The sequence below is a fragment of the Fructilactobacillus vespulae genome (genome assembly GCF_047324295.1).
GTDB classification, from domain to species: domain Bacteria; phylum Bacillota; class Bacilli; order Lactobacillales; family Lactobacillaceae; genus Fructilactobacillus; species Fructilactobacillus vespulae.
The window spans coordinates 449,065-469,635 of the sequence record NZ_CP137138.1 but is presented as its reverse complement, the minus strand read 5'-3'; the positions used below and the strand labels follow the sequence as shown (position 1 = coordinate 469,635).

Here is a 20,571-nt window from a genome sequence, read left to right as displayed (position 1 = left end):
GGTAAATTGGTTAAAAAAGGAATATATTATAGACAAACATAGGAGGTATTACTTATGAAAAATGAAAAATTAGTTCCTGCAGCTGTTGCAATGCTTAAAGTTCTTGAAGCATACGGGGTAAAAAATGTTTATGGTTATCCTGGTGGTTCAATTAACTCAACGCTACACGCTCTCGATGTTGAAAAAGAAAAAATTAATTACATACAAGTTCGTCATGAACAAGTTGCTGCTTTATCAGCAAGTTCACACGCTAAATTAACCGGTCAAATTGGGGTAGCTTTTGGTTCAGCCGGTCCTGGTGCCGTTAACCTTTTGAATGGTTTATACGATGCTAAAGAAGATCATGCTCCCGTGTTAGCCTTGGTAGGTCAAGTTCCTAACACCAACATGAACTATAACTACTTCCAAGAAATGCCAGAAACACCCATCTTTTCTGATGTAGCTGTTTACAACCGAGTGGTTATGACACCTGAAAGTCTTCCTCACGTAGTTGATCGTGCTATTCACGAAGCTTATGCTAAAAATGGGGTTGCGGTAGTTGTTATTCCTAATAACTTTGGTTTCGAAATGATTCCAGATGTTCGTTACGATTCAGCATCTGCAACTTACGCAAAACCAGCTGCTCAACCACAAGCAACTGATGCAGAAGTGGATGAATTCTTAAAATTAGTTAAGGAAGCTAAACGTCCCGTTATTCATGCCGGTCGTGGAATTAAAGCTGGTGGAGATCAATTAATTGAACTTTCTAAGAAGCTTCAAATTCCAATCGTAATTGATGGATTAGCACGTGGTTTAGTTAACGAAGATTATGAAGGTAATCTAGGAACTGCTAACCGTGCTGCTTCTAAGGCTGCGGATGAAATTATTAGTACTGCTGACTTAGTAATTGCAATCGGTGGAGATTTCCCATTTGCTAACAGTTACTATGCAAGTCACGAATTTAACTACATTCAAATTGATAACCAAGTTAGTCAATTAGGTAGTCATCATGTTCCAGACTTAGCAATTCTTTCAGATGCAACAAGTTTTGCTGAAAAAGTGGTTGCTAGAAGTGAACAAGTTGCTCCAACTCCATTCTTTAAGGCAGCGGTTGCTGACCAAAAGAACTGGAAGGAATACATTAACAAGATGTTAGCTAGCGAAGATGCTAGTTTAACTCCTGCACAAGTTTATAACCAAATTAACCGAATCTCAGAACCAGATGCTGTTTACTCAATTGACGTTGGTGATAACATTATCAATGCCTTTAGATACTTAGATCTTAAACCAGCTAACAAATGGGTAATTTCAGCTTTATTTGCCACAATGGGTTCAGGAGTTCCTGGTGCAATTGCTGCTAAACTTGACGAACCAAACAAGCAAGTATTTAACATTGCTGGTGATGGTGCGCTTTCAATGGTAATGCAAGATTTAGTAACTATGACTAAATACAAATTACCAGTAATTAACATTGTTACTCAAAACGGTAACTTGAGCTTTATTGAAGGTGAACAAGAAGACATTAAGATGGATATCTTTGGTCTAGATCTTCACCAACAAGATTTCGCCATGATTGCCAAAGGAATGGGATTAGATGCAGTTCGAGTAAGAGATTACAAGGACTTGCCTGCCGCTTTTGATCAAGCAGTTGCTGCTACTAAAGCCGGCAAACCATTCTTAATTGATGTTGCTATCAACAAGAAACGTGGACTTCCAGTTGAAGATCTTGCGGTTAAGATTGTTGACGGTAAACTTCAAGAAGAAGTTAATGAAAGATTCTTACAACAAGAAGGTAAACGTTACTCTCTTGAAGAATTATTCGCTAAATTCAATGGTGAAGAATTAAAACCATTGGCTCACTTCTTCGATGAATACGGAGTAGAACTTTAATTTAAATTTAAAAACAGTCTTAGTAATTATTGCTAAGGCTGTTTTTTTGTTAAAGCAATGTTTCACATGAAACATCCCAGATTAATCGCTGTTTTAAAACTAATTTAATAGTATAATGAAAACAATTGTTATTTAGGTGAAAGATTGGAAGGAAGATTTCTCAGTCATGATATTACATTTTTTGTTTTTGTTTGTTGCAGGAATAGCGGGAGGACTGCTGGCAACCATTGCAGGACTGGCATCAATTGCCACCTATCCTGCCTTGTTAATTGTCGGAATTCCTCCGGTAGTTGCCAATGTATCTAATACAGTTTCCTTAATAAGTACTGGAATTGGTGCCATTCCCTCTTCTTTAAAGGAATTGCACGGTCAATGGCATCGAGTTTTGGGTTACACAACTCTGGCCGTAATTGGTAGTTTGGTTGGAAGTTCACTATTACTAGTGGCACCAGCAGCGACCTTTGAAAAAATTGTTCCGTTTTTTATTTTATCTGCGGGAATTATGTTAATTAGTTCTGGTAGAGGAACGGAAAGTAAAACTTCCGCTAAGTTAAAGGAACACATTAAAAACCCCAAAAAAGATCACTGGATCAAATTAGCCAGTTATACAGGAATCGTGTTTGTGGGTGCCTATCTGGGATACTTTGGAGCTGCTGGTGGGGTGGTTTTACTAGCTATCCTAGGAATTATTACTCATGAAAGTTTTGCTGAGTATAATGCGGTTAAAAATGTGATTGCTTTTGCATGTAATATTGCGGCTACCTTACTTTTTATTTTCAATGCAACCATTGCTTGGGCAGCAGTAGTTCCCCTTGGCTTAGGATTGTTAATTGGTGGTTACAGTGGCCCAATCATTGTTAGACACATTAATGTAAAAGTTTTAAGAACCATTATCGCCATTGCTTCCTTTGCTTTGGCAGGACAACTATTCTTTAAAGCATATCTATAAAAATAAAAAAGAACTAACTGAAAAGTTAGTTCTTTTTGTTTACGCTAATTATAAATTAACGTTTTTGTTTGCCTTCATTTCGTAGCTAACGATAAAGGTGATAAAGGCCGAAAAACCTAAGATAATGGCTACGATAATGTAAGGAACGTTCGGGCTAATATCCATTAACATTCCAGCAAAAATAGGTCCAATAATGGTTCCTACGCTGGTTAATGACATATTGATTCCATTAATTAAACCCTGATTTTGTTTACCGAAACGCGTCAAAATCGTAGTAATTGAAGGGCGGAGAATATCGAATGCACAAAAGATGAATAAGGTGGCAATAATCACTTCAATTTGTGAGTGGGCCAATAGAATCCAAATAATGCTTGCGGTACTAATTGCAAAACAGATTCTGGTAAGACCAATCTCAGAAAAAAGATTGACCATTTTGTCGAATAAGACCACTTGTAAAATTAGAGAAAAAATTCCATTTAGAATTAAAACTAAAGCAATCTCGTTTAACGTAAATTTGAAAACTTGGTTAACGTAGAGGGTATAAATACTTTCAAAGCCAGATAGTCCAAAGGAAGAAATTAAAATCATAGCGAATAGAATTACCATGGCTTTGTTCAAAACAGAAGTAATTCCGTTATCAGGAATATGAGAAACTCCTTCGATAATTTCACCATGACTATTATTTTTAACGTTCTTAGGAAGTCCAACCACAAATACGATGGCAGCAATTAAACCAGATGCACCGGCAAACCAAAAAGGAGTTTTATAGCTGATGTTAGCAAGGACTCCACCTAATCCAGGTCCAATAATTAAACCACCACTTAAAGCGGCAGAAACCCAACCAATCACTCGGGCTCGATCACGTTCGCTAGAAAGATCGGCTGCCATAGCCATTGAAGTGGTTCCTACTAAGGCTGCGGCAATTCCACCGATGATTCGAGAAACATTGAAGAGGGATAAACTATTAACCGCCGCAAACATCACTTCGGAAATCATATATAGAAGTAATCCTGCGGTTAGCAATGAGGGTCGTCCAATTTTATCCGATAATTTACCGACAATCGGAGAAAAAATAAACTGGGAAAAAGCAAATAAAGAAGTCATAATTCCCATTTGTCCAGCCGTTAAATGATACTCTTGTTTGATAAATGGCTCGACTGGAATGATTAACCCCCAACCTAGGCAAATTATGAAGTTAGCCAAAACAATGATTAAAATTGCTCGTTTGGTTTCTTTAGACACATACAAAACTCCCTTCGTAAGTAATTGAGAATTAACTTTAATTTTAGCACTTTTTTACTAATTGAGATTTTGTAAGGTACCAAAATTAAAAAAATTGGTATTTGGAAATTATTTTTTTAGTTTAAAGGAAATGAGAGGAGATATCCGAACAATGTTAGGTTTTAGAACATATGTTATTTTTACATAGCTGTGAGCAGATTAAGCAAAACATTTAAAATTTTCTACCATATTATCAATTTAAATATGTATTTAAAAAAGACCAGAATAAAACGAGATGGTCTTTTTTTTTATTCTTGATGAATAATGCTTAACTTTTATAGATTGTTCTTAATTTATAGTAAATGTTTGTTTTCATAATGTATCAATTAAAAAAATGATATTAGGTTGAAATAAAATAAAAATAAAAAATTTTTTATGGTAATTTCAATTTTTATAATAAGCAGTAATGTTAGTAATGTAACCGATTACATTTAATTAAAAAGTTAATAAATTCGTAAAAATGGTTAAGTTTTTTTAAATGTTACGGTTGACGTTTGTGTTTTCAAACGATATTCTAGTAAAAATTTAATTTTAAAAAATTCTTAAACTTTTTCGGAGGTAATTACATGCCAGATGTTGGTAACAAAAAACGCACAATTCTCAACGTTGAGAATTTAACGACTTCTTTTAAAATGAATAACCGATTTTATAAAGCCATCTCTGGGATTGATTTAAAAATTAAATAGGATGAAATTCTTGCGATTGTTGGAGAATCAGGTTGTGGTAAAAGTACTTTGGTAAACACCATTATGGGATTGCAAGATCCTAGTGAGACTGAGATTAGTGGTGAAATTGATTTTGAGGGACAAGATTTAACTCAAATCGATGAACCGGCCTATAACAAAATTCGTGGAAGTAAGATTGGAATGATTTTTCAAGATCCATTATCTGCATTGAATCCGTTAAAGCGAATTGAGGATCAAATTCAAGAGGTTTTGTTGTATCACACGGATATGACTAAAACAGAACGCCACCAACGCATGCTTGAATTATTAGATCAAGTTGGAATTGTAGATCCTAAACGAACGGCCCATCAATTTCCACATCAACTATCTGGTGGAATGCGGCAGCGAATCGTGATTGCGATTGCCATTGCATGTAAACCCGACTTTATTATTGCGGATGAACCAACGACAGCGTTAGATGTTACCATTCAAGCTCAAATTTTAGATTTATTAAAAGATATTCAAAAAGAAAACCACTCTAGCATCATTTTAATTACCCATGATTTAGGAGTGGTGGCAGAAACTGCAGATTATGTACACGTAATGTATGCGGGGCAAATTGTAGAAAAGGGCTCTGTAGAAGAGATTTTTAATCATCCTAAACATCCTTATACAAGATCATTGATGAAATCAATTCCGCAAATAAACAGTAAGTCTGATGATTTATATGTAATTGAGGGGTCCGTTCCTTCGCTACAAAAAATGCCTGCTGATGGAGATAAATTTGCTCCTAGAATTCCTTGGATTGCGGCCAGTGAGCATGAGGAGCATCCAGTGATGCATAAAATTGGAAATGATCACGAAGTTCGTTGTACCTGCTATAAGAATTTTTACTTTAGGGAGGAAGAGGGCTAATGAGTCTGATTAAAATAAATAATTTAAAAGTCCATTTTCCTATTCGGGGCGGCTTCTTTAACGGAGTGGTTGATAATGTTCATGCAGTTGATGGGGTTAGTTTTGAAATTGAGCCGGGGGAATCATTTGGATTAGTTGGTGAATCTGGTTCCGGAAAGTCAACTACAGGACGTGCAATTATCGGATTAGAAGATGTAACTTCTGGTTCTATAACGTTTGAAGGAAAAGACGTTACTGCTAAAAAATCACGTTCAAGTGTTGATTATGATCGATTTGTACAAATGATTTTTCAAGATTCATTTTCTAGTCTTAATCCTAGAAAAAGAATTGAAAGTATTATTGCGGAGCCTTTGAAAAATTTTGAGAAATTGGATGCTAGTCAAGAAAAAGTTCGAGTTTTGGAATTGATGAAAATCGTTGGACTTTCTCCTGATTCATTATATAAATATCCGCACCAATTTTCTGGGGGTCAACGGCAACGAATTGGAATTGCGAGGGCTGTGGCAACGAATCCTAAATTGATTATTGCTGATGAACCGGTTTCTGCATTGGATTTATCAGTGCAAGCGCAGGTTTTAAACTTTATGAAAAAAATCCAACAAAAATTAGGGGTTTCTTATTTGTTTATTTCTCATGATTTAGGAGTCGTTCGGCATATGTGTGATCGAATTGCCATTATGAATAATGGACAAGTAGTTGAGATTGGTAGTCGTGATGATATTTATAACCATCCTAAACATATTTATACCAAGCGGTTGTTAGCGGCGATTCCGGATACGGATGTTAATAAGCGCAGTGAAGCACGAGACAAAAGAAAAGCAGTTGAAAAGTTATATCAAGAAAAACGGAATGAATACTATGATTCAGAAGATCGCGCTTATCCCATGGTTGAAGTTTCTCCGGGGCACTTGGTTTCTTTACCACCTAAAGAAGCGCTTAGATACAAAAACATTAAAGAAGAGGGAGATTAATTATGTGGAAAACGATTTTACGACGTGTCTTAATTATTATTCCTGAGCTAGTAGTGCTTAGTATTTTGGTGTTTTTATTAGCTAAAGCAATGCCAGGGGATCCGTTTAGTGGCTCAATTAATCCTAAAAGTAGTCCGGCACAAATTCATCGTTTGATGGAAGCCAATGGATTGTTTGATCCCTGGTACCAACAGTATTGGAACTGGGTGGTTAACTTATTCCACGGTAACTTAGGAATGAGTTATGAATACCAAATGCCAGTGGTTAATCTGATTAAACAACGAGGAATGAATACTTTATGGTTGGCATTCTTCACCATGATTATGACTTACGCTATTGGTTTACCACTAGGGATTTATGCTGGGAAACATGAAGGCAAACTTCCGGATACAATTACCAGAATTTACACGTACATTACTATGTCAATTCCTTTTTTCGTAGTTTTGGTAATTGGAATTTGGATTTTCGGTTATGCATTAGGCTGGTTCCCAACTGCTGGATCGGTTGCACCGACAGCTAATGGATTCGGTGGAACCTCACTTTCTAGATTAAGTCACATTATTTTACCAGGAATGCTAGGGGCGTTATTTGGAACCGTTAATATTGTGCAATATTTAAGGTCGCAAGTGATTGATGCCAAGCATTCGGCTTATGTTAAAACGGCAGTTGCTAAAGGAGTTCCGGAAAAAGATATCTATAAGCATCATATTTTTAGAAATTCTTTGTTACCCATTGCTGCTTTTGCGGGGTACTCCATTACTGGTTTGTTAACGGGTTCAATTTTTACAGAAATGATATTTTCATACCCAGGAATGGGACAACTATTTTTAAATGCAGTGAACTTCCGTGATTATACGGTAATCACAACCTTGGTACTGTTATACGGATTTTTAAACTTAATGGGAACGTTAATTTCAGATATCGTGTTAAGTATTGTCGATCCAAGAATTCGAATTGAGTAGGAAAGGAGAAAATAAATGGCTTATGATTTTAGTGCTCGTGATGAGTTTTCTGAAGCGGAACTTTTAGAGATTTCCAAAGAAGCGGAAGCGGAAGCGACACCCAGTACCGTAAAGGTGATGTTAAATGAATTTAAAGCGGATAAAGTAGCTTTGATTTCGGCATTATTTATTATCTTCTTCATTCTGCTAGTGATTTTAGGATCGTTTTTCATTAACATTCCCAATATTATGGAAACGGATTTAATGGGTTATTATGCCAAACCGTTTAGTAATTATATCTTGGGAGCTGATTCTAGTGGACGTCCTATCTTTTCTCAATTAATCGTTGGGTCTAGAAATTCGATTTTAATTGCAATTGGATTAACGGTTATCTCTTCGACGTTTGGGATTGTTTATGGAATGGTTTCTGGATATTACGGTGGTTACGTTGATTTAGCAATGCAGCGGGTCTATGACTTTATGATGATTATTCCAATGCTAATGACTATCATCGTGATTGTAACGATTATTCCAAACTACAACGCCATTACATTGACATTACTTTTGTCATTATTTTATTGGATGGGGACCTCGCGTCTAGTTCGTTCTAGTACTTTGGCGGAAGCACAAAAAGATTATGTAGCGGCTTCTAAAACGTCAGGAACCAGTAATTTTAAAATAATTTTTCGAGAAATTTTACCCAACATTGCTTCGTTATTAATTGTGGATACAACTTTATCATTTGCAGAAAATATTGGGGTTGAAACCGGACTTTCTTATCTAGGTTTTGGGCTTCCAGATGGAACGCCTTCCTTAGGAACTTTGATTGCGAATGCTAATGATCCAAATAATATTACGCAGTATTGGTGGACATGGTTACCAGCCGCAGTTGAAATTATTTTGCTTTGTTTAGCAATTAGTTATGTTGGACAGGTACTTAGAAGAACTGCTGACTCAACCCAAAGAAAGGGTAGCTAAATAAGTAACATTTTTAGGAGGTGGTGCAAAGATCGTAGGCATTATGATTCATGATATTAAACAAAAATTTTTGGAGGGAAAAGGAATGAAGAAACGACACAAATTTGCGATGTTTGGGAGTGCTGCGTTGCTTGCACTATCATTGGCAGCTTGTTCAAACGGTTCAGATGACGCGGCAACTAAAACCCCAAAATTGCCACAAACTTATAGTGCTTCAGAAAAAGCTAGCGATAAGGCAAATCAAGGTACTTTAAAGATTGGGGAAGTTAGTGATTCTCCATTTACAGGGATTACATCACCAGCTTTAGCTTCAGTAGCAACTGATGCGGATGTATTTTCTCCTGGTGGCTTAAACAACTTGTTTGCCACTGATGATAACTACAAAATTGTTGACGGAGGTTTGGCAAATCTAAAACTAGATCGAAAAGCCAAAACGGCAACCATTACCCTTCGTGACAATGCTAAGTGGTCTAACGGAACTCCGGTTACTGCTAAAGACGTTGAATATGCATACGAAGTTATCGCTAACCCAGAGTCAAAATCACAACAATATAGTGAAGATTTCGAAAATATCAAGGGTATGAAAGACTACCATGAAGGTAAATCAGACACAATTTCTGGAATTACTTATCCTGATGGCGAAAATGGTAAAAAAACCGTTCTTCATTTTGACCGCGTAACTCCAGCAATGCAATATGCTAGAAACTCATTTATTTGGTCAGCAGTTGAACCCTATGAATATCTCAAAGATGTAAAAATTGCAGATCTTGTTTCTTCAGATCAAATCCGAAAGAATCCAATTTTCACTGGAGCTTACAAGTTGGATAAAGTAGTTGAAGGTGAATCAACTAGTTGGAGTCCTAACAAGTACTTCTGGGGTAAGAAAGCTAAGGTTCAACATATTGATATCCAAGTTCTTTCAACTAGCAATGCAGTTGCTGCTTTGAAGGCTAAGAAGTATGACTTCTTGAAAGGTGGGGCATCTGGTGCTGATTATCCTAAGATTGAAAAGTTGAAGAACTATCAAGTGGTTGGAAAACCTGCTCTTTCATACAGTTACTTCGGTTTTAATTTAGGCCATATGGATCCTAAGACTGGCAAACAAGTGACTGATAAGAACAAGAAGATGAGTAATAAAAACTTGAGACAAGCGATGATGTATGCAATTGATCTTGATCAAGTTTCTAAGAAATTTGGGAATGGAGTTTCTTGGAGAGCTAACACATTGCTTCCACCTGTATTCAAAAACCTTTACAATTCTAAAGAAGCTGGTTTCAAGTATGATATGGATAAGGCTAACAAACTACTTGATGATGCTGGTTACAAGAAGAAGGGCAAGTGGAGAGTTCAACCAAATGGTAAGCCACTAGAAATTAACTTTGCCGTAGCTTCATCATCTGCTACTGTTAATGCAACTCATAAATATGAATTGCAACAATGGCACAAACTAGGATTGAACGTTAAGTACACTTCTGGAAAACCAATGGAATTCAATAGTTATGCTGCTGAAATCCAAAAACCAGATCAAAAAGATATTGATGTTTTCAACGGTGCTTGGTCATTGTCATCTGAACCAACTCCAACTCAAATCTATGGACAAAACGCACCATTTAACTTGGGTCACTTTGTTTCAGCTGAAAACACTAAGTTGATGAACAACATGAATAATGAAAAAGCTTGGGACGATAAGTACCGTGAAAAACAATTTAAGGACTGGCAAGCATACATGAACAAAGAAACTGCATATGCTCCTGGTGCATTTAATTTATCATGGGAACCAGTTAACAAGCGGGTTAAGGGTTACAGCGTTAAACCTTCTAATGGCGATAACTCATTTAGTAATCTTGAATTAACTCAAACTGAAGTTAAATAATTTTATTTAGGCAGATAATCTACAAAATCAACTATGACTTTGTAGATTTTTGCTTGTAAGCATACTATTTAAAAATTAGTGGTTAGCGGTATATAATTGCTATAACTTGAAAAAATAAAGAAGAGGTAAAACAATGACAGAGATTGAACGTTTTTACGATGTGTTCCAACCTGAGCATTATGATGTTTTTGTTGATGTTGATCGAAAACAAAAAAACATTAGTGGTGAAACTGCGATTGCAGGTTATGCTACTCAAACCGAAATTGCTGTGAACCAAAAGAATTTAACAATTGATGAAGTAGTGGTAGATGAACAAGCGGTTCCGTTTGTAACGGATGATAAACAAGAAGCAGTTCGAATTACTTTGCCACAAGCTGGAAACGTTAAAGTGAAAATTAAGTATCACACTGATTTAACTGATACTTTAATGGGAATTTATCCATCATATTATGAAGTTAATGGCGTGAAAAAACAGGTTATTGGTACTCAATTTGAAACCACGTTTGCGCGCCAAGCATTTCCTTGTGTCGATGAACCAGAAGCGAAAGCAACTTTTTCTTTAGCAATTAAGTTTGATGAACAAGCTAATGAAGTTGTGTTGGCTAATATGCCAGAGGATCGGGTTGAAAATGGGGTGCACTATTTCCAACCAACTGTTAAGATGTCTACTTATTTAGTAGCATTTGCATTTGGTGATTTACAAAGCAAAACTACCGAAACTGATAGTGGAGTGAAGGTTGGAGTTTTTGCTACTAAAGCACACAAGGCTAGTGAATTAGATTTTGCCTTAGATATCGCTAAACGAGCAATTGAATTTTACGAAGATTACTACCAAACCCCTTATCCATTGCCACACTCATGGCAATTAGCTTTACCAGATTTTTCTGCAGGTGCAATGGAAAACTGGGGATTAGTTACTTACCGAGAATCTTACTTATTACTTGATCCGGAAAATACTGCTTTAGATGTTAAAGAAGTGGTTGCTACTGTGATTACTCATGAACTAGCTCACCAATGGTTTGGTGATTTAGTTACTATGAAATGGTGGGATGATCTTTGGTTAAATGAAAGTTTTGCCAATATGATGGAATACGTAGCGGTAGATGCATTGAACCCTGAATGGAAAGTTTGGGAACTATTCCAGCAACACGATGTTCCTGCAGCTTTGAAACGAGATGCTACCGATGGAGTTCAATCAGTCCACGTGGATGTTAATAATCCAGCTGAAATCGATTCATTGTTTGATGGGGCAATTGTGTATGCAAAAGGTGCGCGGATGCTTGTAATGGTTAGATCTTTAATTGGCGATGATGCCCTCCGTGAAGGACTAAAGAATTACTTTGCTGCTCATAAGTACGGTAATTCTACTGGTGCTGATCTCTGGAAAGCTTTAGGAGATGCAGCGGGAATTAACGTTGGTGAAATTATGCAGTCTTGGTTAGAACAACCAGGATATCCAGTGGTAACTGCAAAAGTCGCTGAAGATGGTCAATTAGAATTGAGCCAAGAACAGTTCTTTATTGGTGAAGGTGAAGATCAAGGTCGTCAATGGGAAATTCCATTAAGTGGTAACTATTCAACACCACAAATTATGAAAGAAAAAACCATTAAATTAGGTAATTATCAAAAACTAAGATCACAATTTGGGGAACCTTTCCGTTTGAACCAAGGAAACAATTCTCATTTTGTGGTTATGTACGATGATCAATTAATGGATGATATTTTAAAGCATGCGGATGAACTGGATGCGATTGCCAAACGTCAAATTTTACAAGATGCTTATCTATTAGCTTTGGGTCAAAGAAAGTCATATGCTAAATTGGTACCAATGTTAGTGGAATTTGCCGGTGATAAATCTGCTGCGGTTAATTCTGTTCTATATAACATTGCTAATTCGTTGAAGCAATTCGTGACACCTGGTTCATCTGATGAAGAAAACTTACAAAATTTGTTTGGTAAGCTTAGTCGTAGCCAAGTTGAACGACTCGATTGGAATCCCAAGGAAGAAGATTCTAATGATGACCAACTGACTAGACCGTTTGTTTTGAATGCTTCATTATATGCCAAGGATGTTATTTCAATTGCTCAAGCTCATGAAATTTATGCTGATAATGAAGATGATTTAGATTCTCTATCGGCAGACATTCGTGGATTAGTATTGAAAAATGAAGTGCAAAATTTTGCTAGTGAAGCTCTTTTTGATAAATTAATGAAAGCTTATCACGAAACTTCTGATCCAAGTTTTAAACAAGATATTTGTTTGGCGGTTCCTAACTTTAAAGATCCTGATTTAGTAAATAAGTTGGTGAATGATTTTGAAAATGCAGATGTCATTAAACCACAAGATTTACGTGCTTGGTACCGAGGAGTACTTGCTAATGAAGCGGGACAAGAAGCTGCTTGGAATTGGATGAGAAAAGAATGGGATTGGTTGGAAAAAACAGTTGGTGGTGATATGGAATTTGCTACTTATATTACTGTGACTGCTAATGTTTTCCATACGCAATCTAGATTAGAAGAATTTAAAGCATTTTTTGAACCTAAATTAGATACTCCAGGATTAACTCGTGAGATTAATATGGATATTAAATTAATTGAAGGTAAGGTTGATTTAATTTCTAAAGAGAGTGAAAGAGTTAATCATTCAATTAAAAAAGAATTATAATAAATAAAGGCTGACTGGGTTTGCAATAGCAAGCTTGGCGGCCTTTTTGTTTTGTTTTTTGGTTTGGCAAATGAAAATGATTACAATAAAGTTTAATTTTTAGTTGACGCATAAGCTGTAAGGCTGTATTATATTAAATGTTCGTTAAACGAGGTTAACAAGTTAGCGCGAAAAACTGATTTAAATCAGTTAAAAAAGTTGTTGACAAACCGCGTTATAGCGTGTAATATTAATCAAGTACTGCTGAGGCAGTCAATTGAGTAGATCTTTGAAAACTGAACAAGATTTTGATTACAAACAGTGTAAGGAAATTTTTGAACTTAGTTCGAAAATTAAACAAATGCAATGTCAATTTGCAAAAAAATAAAGCAGAGCTAGTAAAGTTCTCATTTTAAAATGAGAGTTTGATCCTGGCTCAGGACGAACGTTGGCGGCGTGCCTAATACATGCAAGTCGAACGAAGTTGCCCTAATGATTGTTGATGCTTGCATCAACATGACTCTGGATCCAACTGAGTGGCGAACTGGTGAGTAACACGTGGGTAACCTGCCCAGAAGAAGGGGATAACACCTGGAAACAGATGCTAATACCGTATAACAACACAAACCACATGGTTTGCGTTTGAAAGATGGCCTTTGTGCTGTCGCTTTTGGATGGACCCGCGGCGCATTAGCTAGTTGGTGAGATAAAAGCTCACCAAGGCGATGATGCGTAGCAGACCTGAGAGGGTAATCTGCCACAATGGGACTGAGACACGGCCCATACTCCTACGGGAGGCAGCAGTAGGGAATCTTCCACAATGGACGAAAGTCTGATGGAGCAACGCCGCGTGAGTGAAGAAGGGTTTCGGCTCGTAAAACTCTGTTGTTAGAGAAGAACGACTGTAAGAGTAACTGCTTACGGTGTGACGGTATCTAACCAGAAAGTCACGGCTAACTACGTGCCAGCAGCCGCGGTAATACGTAGGTGGCAAACGTTGTCCGGATTTATTGGGCGTAAAGGGAGCGCAGGCGGTTTCTTAAGTCTGATGTGAAAGCCTTCGGCTTAACCGGAGAAGTGCATCGGAAACTGGGAGACTTGAGTGCAGAAAAGGATAGTGGAACTTCATGTGTAGCGGTGAAATGCGTAGATATATGAAGGAACACCAGTGGCGAAGGCGGCTATCTGGTCTGTAACTGACGCTGAGGCTCGAAAGCATGGGTAGCAAACAGGATTAGATACCCTGGTAGTCCATGCCGTAAACGATGAATGCTAGGTGTTGGGAGGTTTCCGCCTCTCAGTGCCGCAGCTAACGCATTAAGCATTCCGCCTGGGGAGTACGACCGCAAGGTTGAAACTCAAAGGAATTGACGGGGACCCGCACAAGCGGTGGAGCATGTGGTTTAATTCGATGCTACGCGAAGAACCTTACCAGGACTTGACATCTTCTGCCAATCTAAGAGATTAGACGTTCCCTTCGGGGACAGAATGACAGGTGGTGCATGGTTGTCGTCAGCTCGTGTCGTGAGATGTTGGGTTAAGTCCCGCAACGAGCGCAACCCTTGTCTTTAGTTGCCAGCATTAAGTTGGGCACTCTAGAGAGACTGCCGGTGATAAACCGGAGGAAGGTGGGGACGACGTCAAATCATCATGCCCCTTATGTCCTGGGCTACACACGTGCTACAATGGATGGTACAACGAGTTGCGAAACCGCGAGGTCAAGCTAATCTCTTAAAGCCATTCTCAGTTCGGATTGCAGGCTGCAACTCGCCTGCATGAAGTTGGAATCGCTAGTAATCGTGGATCAGCATGCCACGGTGAATACGTTCCCGGGTCTTGTACACACCGCCCGTCACACCATGAGAGTTTGTAACACCCAAAGTCGGTTGGATAACCTTTTAGGAGTCCGCCGCCTAAGGTGGGACAGATGATTAGGGTGAAGTCGTAACAAGGTAGCCGTAGGAGAACCTGCGGCTGGATCACCTCCTTTCTAAGGAATAATTCGGAACCTTACACTAATCAAAAGCTTGTTTAGTTTTGAGAGAATCTACTCTCAAACTTGTTCTTTGAAAACTAGATAATATTATTTTCTGTAAAATTATATTTATATATAATTACACCGAGAAATAACCATTGTGTTATTTTGAGTTTTTTAATTAATTATAATCGCTAAAACTCAATAATTTATAATCCGTTGGATTATAGGTTAAGTTATTAAGGGCGCATGGTGAATGCCTTGGTACTAGGAGCCGATGAAGGACGGAACTAACACCGATATGCTTCGGGGAGCTGTACGTAAGCTTTGATCCGGAGATTTCCGAATGAGGAAACTCGATTAGTGTAATGACTAATCATTGCGTAGTGAATACATAGCTGCGTAAAGGCAAACGCGGGGAACTGAAACATCTAAGTACCCGCAGGAATATAAAGAAATTTCGATTCCCAAAGTAGCGGCGAGCGAACTGGGAATAGCCCAAACCGAACCCTTGTGGTTCGGGGTTGTAGGACTGAACATCTGAGTTACAAAAGTATTTGATAGTTGAAGTAGTTGGGAAGCTACACCAAAGAGAGTGATAGTCTCGTAAGCGAAATCGAATACCCTCAGTTCAGGATCCTGAGTACGGCGACACACGTGAAACGTCGTCGGAATCTGGGAGGACCATCTCCCAAGGCTAAATACTACCTAGTGACCGATAGTGAACCAGTACCGTGAGGGAAAGGTGAAAAGCACCCCGGAAGGGGAGTGAAATAGTTCCTGCAACCATGTGCCTACAAGCAGTCAGAGCCCGTTAATGGGTGATGGCGTGCCTCTTGTAGAATGAACCGGCGAGTTACAGTTGCATGCAAGGTTAAGCCGAAAACGCGGAGCCGTAGCGAAAGCGAGTCTTAAGAGGGCGAATTAGTATGTTGCCGTAGACCCGAAACCAGGTGATCTACCCATGTCCAGGATGAAAGTGCGGTAATACGCACCGGAGGTCCGAACCCGTGTACGTTGAAAAGTGCTGGGATGAGGTGTGGGTAGCGGTGAAATTCCAAACGAACTTGGAGATAGCTGGTTCTCTCCGAAATAGCTTTAGGGCTAGCCTCGGAATTAGAATCATGGAGGTAGAGCACTGTTTGAGCAAGGGGTCCATCTAGGATTACTAAGTTCAGATAAACTCCGAATACCATTGATTTATGTCCGGGAGTCAGACAATGAGTGATAAGATCCATTGTCGAAAGGGGAACAGCCCAGACCGCCAGTTAAGGTCCCTAAATATATGCTAAGTGGAAAAGGAGGTGGAGTTGCTTAGACAACTAGGATGTTGGCTCAGAAGCAGCCACCATTTAAAGAGTGCGTAATAGCTCACTAGTCGAGTGATTCTGCGCCGAAAATTTACCGGGGCTAAGCATATTACCGAGACTGCGGACGCAACTATGTTGCGTGATAGGAGAGCGTTCTAAGGGCAATGAAGGTAGACCGTAAGGACTATTGGAGCGCTTAGAAGTGAGAATGCCGGTATGAGTAGCGAAAGATCAGTGAGAATCTGATCCACCGTATGACTAAGGTTTCCTGGGGAAGGCTCGTCCACCCAGGGTTAGTCGGGACCTAAGCCGAGGCTGAGAAGCGTAGGCGATGGATAACAGGTTGAGATTCCTGTACTAGTTAATTATGTTTGAACAACGGAGGGACGCAGAAGGCTAAGGTATGCACACGGCTGGAAATGTGTGTTTAAATCGTAAGTCAGGAGAGGAGTTAAATGCTTCTTTCCGAGTTGACAAGCGATGATGAGGATCGAAATTTAAGTAGAGAAGTGCCTGATGTCACGCTGCCGAGAAAAGCTTCTAGTTAGTAATTAATTACCCGTACCGCAAACCGACACAGGTAGTCGAGGAGAGTATCCTCAGGTGAGCGAGAGAACTATCGTTAAGGAACTCGGCAAAATGACCCCGTAACTTCGGAAGAAGGGGTGCTGGCCGTAAGGTCAGCCGCAGTGAAAAGACTCAAACGACTGTTTATCAAAAACACAGGTTTATGCAAAATCGTAAGATGAAGTATATGGGCTGACGCCTGCCCGGTGCTGGAAGGTTAAGTGGAAATGTTAGCTTCGGCAAAGCATCGAAATGAAGCCCCAGTAAACGGCGGCCGTAACTATAACGGTCCTAAGGTAGCGAAATTCCTTGTCGGGTAAGTTCCGACCCGCACGAAAGGCGTAACGATTTGAGTACTGTCTCAACGATAGACTCGGTGAAATTAAGATACCTGTGAAGAAGCAGGTTACCCGCGACAGGACGGAAAGACCCCATGGAGCTTTACTGTAGCTTGATATTGGGTGTTTACATAACTTGTACAGCATAGGTAGGAGCCATTGAAACCGGAACGCTAGTTTCGGTGGAGGCATCATTGGGATACTACCCTTGTTATGTGAACACTCTAACCCTGTGCACTTATCGTGCACGGAGACAGTGTCTGGTTGGCAGTTTGACTGGGGCGGTCGCCTCCTAAATAGTAACGGAGGCGCTCAAAGGTTTGCTTAGAATGGTTGGAAATCATTCCTAAAGTGTAAAGGCAAAAGCAAGCTTGACTGCGAGACAAACAGGTCGAGCAGGGACGAAAGTCGGACTTAGTGATCCGGTGGTACCGTATGGAAGGGCCATCGCTCAACGGATAAAAGCTACCCTGGGGATAACAGGCTTATCTCCCCCAAGAGTTCACATCGACGGGGAGGTTTGGCACCTCGATGTCGGCTCATCGCATCCTGGGGCTGTAGTTGGTCCCAAGGGTTGGGCTGTTCGCCCATTAAAGCGGTACGCGAGCTGGGTTCAGAACGTCGTGAGACAGTTCGGTCCCTATCCGTCGCGGGCGCAGGAAATTTGAGAGGAGCTGTCCCTAGTACGAGAGGACCGGGATGGACATACCGCTGGTGTATCAGTTGCGCCGCCAGGCGCATTGCTGAGTAGCTATGTATGGATGAGATAAACGCTGAAAGCATCTAAGTGTGAAACTCGCCTCAAGATGAGATTTCCCATTCCTTTATGGAAGTAAGACTCCTGAAAGATGATCAGGTAGATAGGTTAGAAGTGGAAGAGTAGCGATACTTGAAGCGGACTAATACTAATCAGTCGAGGACTTAACCAAGTAGAATTAAGATATAATGGTAACTCGGAAAAGAAAAGATATTATCTAGTTTTGAGAGAACAAAGTTCTTTCAAACAAAATAGTGTGGTGGCGATAGCCTGAAGGATACACCTGTTCCCATGCCGAACACAGTAGTTAAGCTTCAGAACGCCAAAAGTAGTTGGGGGATCGCCCCCTGTGAGGATAGGAAGTTGCCACGCAAATTTAAAATCTCTAGCATTTCGGTGCTAGGGATTTTTTTTGGTTTAAAATCACATTTTTGGTTTTAAAAAAAGTGTTAGAAATTTTTGAATTTTGGTTGACGCATAAGGATTAAGGCTGTATTATATTAAATGTTCGTTAAACGAGGTTAACGAGTTAGCAAAAAAATTGATTTAAATCAATTGAAAAAGTTGTTGACAAACCGCGTTATAGCGTGTAATATTAATCAAGTACTGCTGAGGCAGTCAACTGAGTAGATCTTTGAAAACTGAACAAGATTTTGATTACAAACAGTGTAAGGAAATTTTTGAACTTAGTTCGAAAATTAAACAAATGCAATGTCAATTTGCAAAAAAATAAAGCAGAGCTAGTAAAGTTCTCATTTTAAAATGAGAGTTTGATCCTGGCTCAGGACGAACGTTGGCGGCGTGCCTAATACATGCAAGTCGAACGAAGTTGCCCTAATGATTGTTGATGCTTGCATCGACATGACTCTGGATCCAACTGAGTGGCGAACTGGTGAGTAACACGTGGGTAACCTGCCCAGAAGAAGGGGATAACACCTGGAAACAGATGCTAATACCGTATAACAACACAAACCACATGGTTTGCGTTTGAAAGATGGCCTTTGTGCTGTCGCTTTTGGATGGACCCGCGGCGCATTAGCTAGTTGGTGAGATAAAAGCTCACCAAGGCGATGATGCGTAGCAGACCTGAGAGGGTAATCTGCCACAATGGGACTGAGACACGGCCCATACTCCTACGGGAGGCAGCAGTAGGGAATCTTCCACAATGGACGAAAGTCTGATGGAGCAACGCCGCGTGAGTGAAGAAGGGTTTCGGCTCGTAAAACTCTGTTGTTAGAGAAGAACGACTGTAAGAGTAACTGCTTACGGTGTGACGGTATCTAACCAGAAAGTCACGGCTAACTACGTGCCAGCAGCCGCGGTAATACGTAGGTGGCAAACGTTGTCCGGATTTATTGGGCGTAAAGGGAGCGCAGGCGGTTTCTTAAGTCTGATGTGAAAGCCTTCGGCTTAACCGGAGAAGTGCATCGGAAACTGGGAAACTTGAGTGCAGAAAAGGATAGTGGAACTTCATGTGTAGCGGTGAAATGCGTAGATATATGAAGGAACACCAGTGGCGAAGGCGGCTATCTGGTCTGTAACTGACGCTGAGGCTCGAAAGCATGGGTAGCAAACAGGATTAGATACCCTGGTAGTCCATGCCGTAAACGATGAATGCTAGGTGTTGGGAGGTTTCCGCCTCTCAGTGCCGCAGCTAACGCATTAAGCATTCCGCCTGGGGAGTACGACCGCAAGGTTGAAACTCAAAGGAATTGACGGGGACCCGCACAAGCGGTGGAGCATGTGGTTTAATTCGATGCTACGCGAAGAACCTTACCAGGACTTGACATCTTCTGCCAATCTAAGAGATTAGACGTTCCCTTCGGGGACAGAATGACAGGTGGTGCATGGTTGTCGTCAGCTCGTGTCGTGAGATGTTGGGTTAAGTCCCGCAACGAGCGCAACCCTTGTCTTTAGTTGCCAGCATTAAGTTGGGCACTCTAGAGAGACTGCCGGTGATAAACCGGAGGAAGGTGGGGACGACGTCAAATCATCATGCCCCTTATGTCCTGGGCTACACACGTGCTACAATGGATGGTACAACGAGTTGCGAAACCGCGAGGTCAAGCTAATCTCTTAAAGCCATTCTCAGTTCGGATTGCAGGCTGCAACTCGCCTGCATGAAGTTGGAATCGCTAGTAATCGTGGATCAGCATGCCACGGTGAATACGTTCCCGGGTCTTGTACACACCGCCCGTCACACCATGAGAGTTTGTAACACCCAAAGTCGGTTGGATAACCTTTTAGGAGTCCGCCGCCTAAGGTGGGACAGATGATTAGGGTGAAGTCGTAACAAGGTAGCCGTAGGAGAACCTGCGGCTGGATCACCTCCTTTCTAAGGAATAATTCGGAACCTTACACTAATCAAAAGCTTGTTTAGTTTTGAGAGAATCTACTCTCAAACTTGTTCTTTGAAAACTAGATAATATTATTTTCTGTAAAATTATATTTATATATAATTACACCGAGAAATAACCATTGTGTTATTTTGAGTTTTTTAATTAGTTATAATCGCTAAAACTCAATAATTTATAATCC

8 protein-coding genes, 4 rRNA genes and 1 pseudogene are annotated in these 20,571 nt (G+C 39.8%); 12 read left to right on the top strand and 1 reads right to left on the bottom strand.

The window, feature by feature from the left end; genetic code table 11:
* The first annotated feature begins 54 nt into the window (after positions 1-54).
* Positions 55-1,869: a pyruvate oxidase gene (gene spxB / locus R4B61_RS02185; RefSeq protein ID WP_413628009.1), complete on the top strand. Its 1,815-nt coding sequence runs from the start codon at positions 55-57 to the stop codon at positions 1,867-1,869.
* A 166-nt stretch (positions 1,870-2,035) separates the two neighbouring features.
* A complete protein-coding gene (locus R4B61_RS02180; RefSeq protein WP_413628008.1) occupies positions 2,036-2,818 on the top strand; it encodes a sulfite exporter TauE/SafE family protein in 783 nt (260 codons plus the stop codon).
* A 48-nt stretch (positions 2,819-2,866) separates the two neighbouring features.
* Here R4B61_RS02180 and R4B61_RS02175 read toward each other — a convergent pair whose 3' ends face one another.
* Positions 2,867-4,060, bottom strand: coding sequence for an MFS transporter (locus tag R4B61_RS02175; protein WP_413628007.1), 1,194 nt, complete (start codon positions 4,058-4,060; stop codon positions 2,867-2,869).
* A gap of 605 nt (positions 4,061-4,665) precedes the next feature.
* Here R4B61_RS02175 and R4B61_RS02170 point away from each other — a divergent pair.
* The 10 genes and pseudogenes from R4B61_RS02170 (at position 4,666) to R4B61_RS02125 (ending at position 20,368) form a co-directional block, all read left to right on the top strand.
* Positions 4,666-5,679: pseudogene (locus R4B61_RS02170) on the top strand (ABC transporter ATP-binding protein).
* The gene (locus R4B61_RS02165) at positions 5,679-6,650 is read left to right on the top strand and encodes an ABC transporter ATP-binding protein (protein WP_413628006.1); all 972 of its coding nucleotides are present in this window, start codon (positions 5,679-5,681) and stop codon (positions 6,648-6,650) included. Before R4B61_RS02170 ends, R4B61_RS02165 begins: the two are co-directional and overlap by 1 nt.
* 2 nt (positions 6,651-6,652) lie before the next feature.
* Positions 6,653-7,612: an ABC transporter permease gene (locus R4B61_RS02160; RefSeq protein WP_413628005.1), complete on the top strand. Its 960-nt coding sequence runs from the start codon at positions 6,653-6,655 to the stop codon at positions 7,610-7,612.
* A gap of 15 nt (positions 7,613-7,627) precedes the next feature.
* Positions 7,628-8,569 (top strand): ABC transporter permease, encoded by a 942-nt coding sequence (locus R4B61_RS02155; RefSeq protein WP_413628004.1) that lies wholly within the window; start codon positions 7,628-7,630, stop codon positions 8,567-8,569.
* An 85-nt stretch (positions 8,570-8,654) separates the two neighbouring features.
* Entirely contained in the window at positions 8,655-10,442 is a 1,788-nt protein-coding gene (locus R4B61_RS02150) for an oligopeptide ABC transporter substrate-binding protein (protein ID WP_413628003.1), read from the top strand.
* Between the two features lie 133 nt (positions 10,443-10,575).
* Entirely contained in the window at positions 10,576-13,107 is a 2,532-nt protein-coding gene (locus R4B61_RS02145; protein WP_413628002.1) for a M1 family metallopeptidase, read from the top strand.
* A gap of 392 nt (positions 13,108-13,499) precedes the next feature.
* Positions 13,500-15,076 (top strand): 16S ribosomal RNA (locus R4B61_RS02140).
* A 214-nt stretch (positions 15,077-15,290) separates the two neighbouring features.
* Positions 15,291-18,205: ribosomal RNA gene (locus tag R4B61_RS02135) — 23S ribosomal RNA — on the top strand.
* Between the two features lie 83 nt (positions 18,206-18,288).
* Positions 18,289-18,405: ribosomal RNA gene (gene rrf / locus R4B61_RS02130) — 5S ribosomal RNA — on the top strand.
* A gap of 386 nt (positions 18,406-18,791) precedes the next feature.
* Positions 18,792-20,368 (top strand): 16S ribosomal RNA (locus tag R4B61_RS02125).
* The 16S, 23S and 5S rRNA genes sit together here, the layout of an rRNA operon.
* The last annotated feature ends 203 nt before the right edge of the window (positions 20,369-20,571 follow it).

What these genes read in the sequence shown, in the direction of transcription:
- R4B61_RS02155 (WP_413628004.1), top strand. Translation starts at nt 7,628, where the DNA reads ATGGCTTATGATTTTAGTGCTCGTGATGAGTTTTCTGAAGCGGAACTT.
- R4B61_RS02165 (WP_413628006.1), top strand. Translation starts at nt 5,679, where the DNA reads ATGAGTCTGATTAAAATAAATAATTTAAAAGTCCATTTTCCTATTCGG.
- R4B61_RS02145 (WP_413628002.1), top strand. Translation starts at nt 10,576, where the DNA reads ATGACAGAGATTGAACGTTTTTACGATGTGTTCCAACCTGAGCATTAT.
- R4B61_RS02150 (WP_413628003.1), top strand. Translation starts at nt 8,655, where the DNA reads ATGAAGAAACGACACAAATTTGCGATGTTTGGGAGTGCTGCGTTGCTT.
- R4B61_RS02180 (WP_413628008.1), top strand. Translation starts at nt 2,036, where the DNA reads ATGATATTACATTTTTTGTTTTTGTTTGTTGCAGGAATAGCGGGAGGA.
- R4B61_RS02160 (WP_413628005.1), top strand. Translation starts at nt 6,653, where the DNA reads ATGTGGAAAACGATTTTACGACGTGTCTTAATTATTATTCCTGAGCTA.
- spxB (WP_413628009.1), top strand. Translation starts at nt 55, where the DNA reads ATGAAAAATGAAAAATTAGTTCCTGCAGCTGTTGCAATGCTTAAAGTT.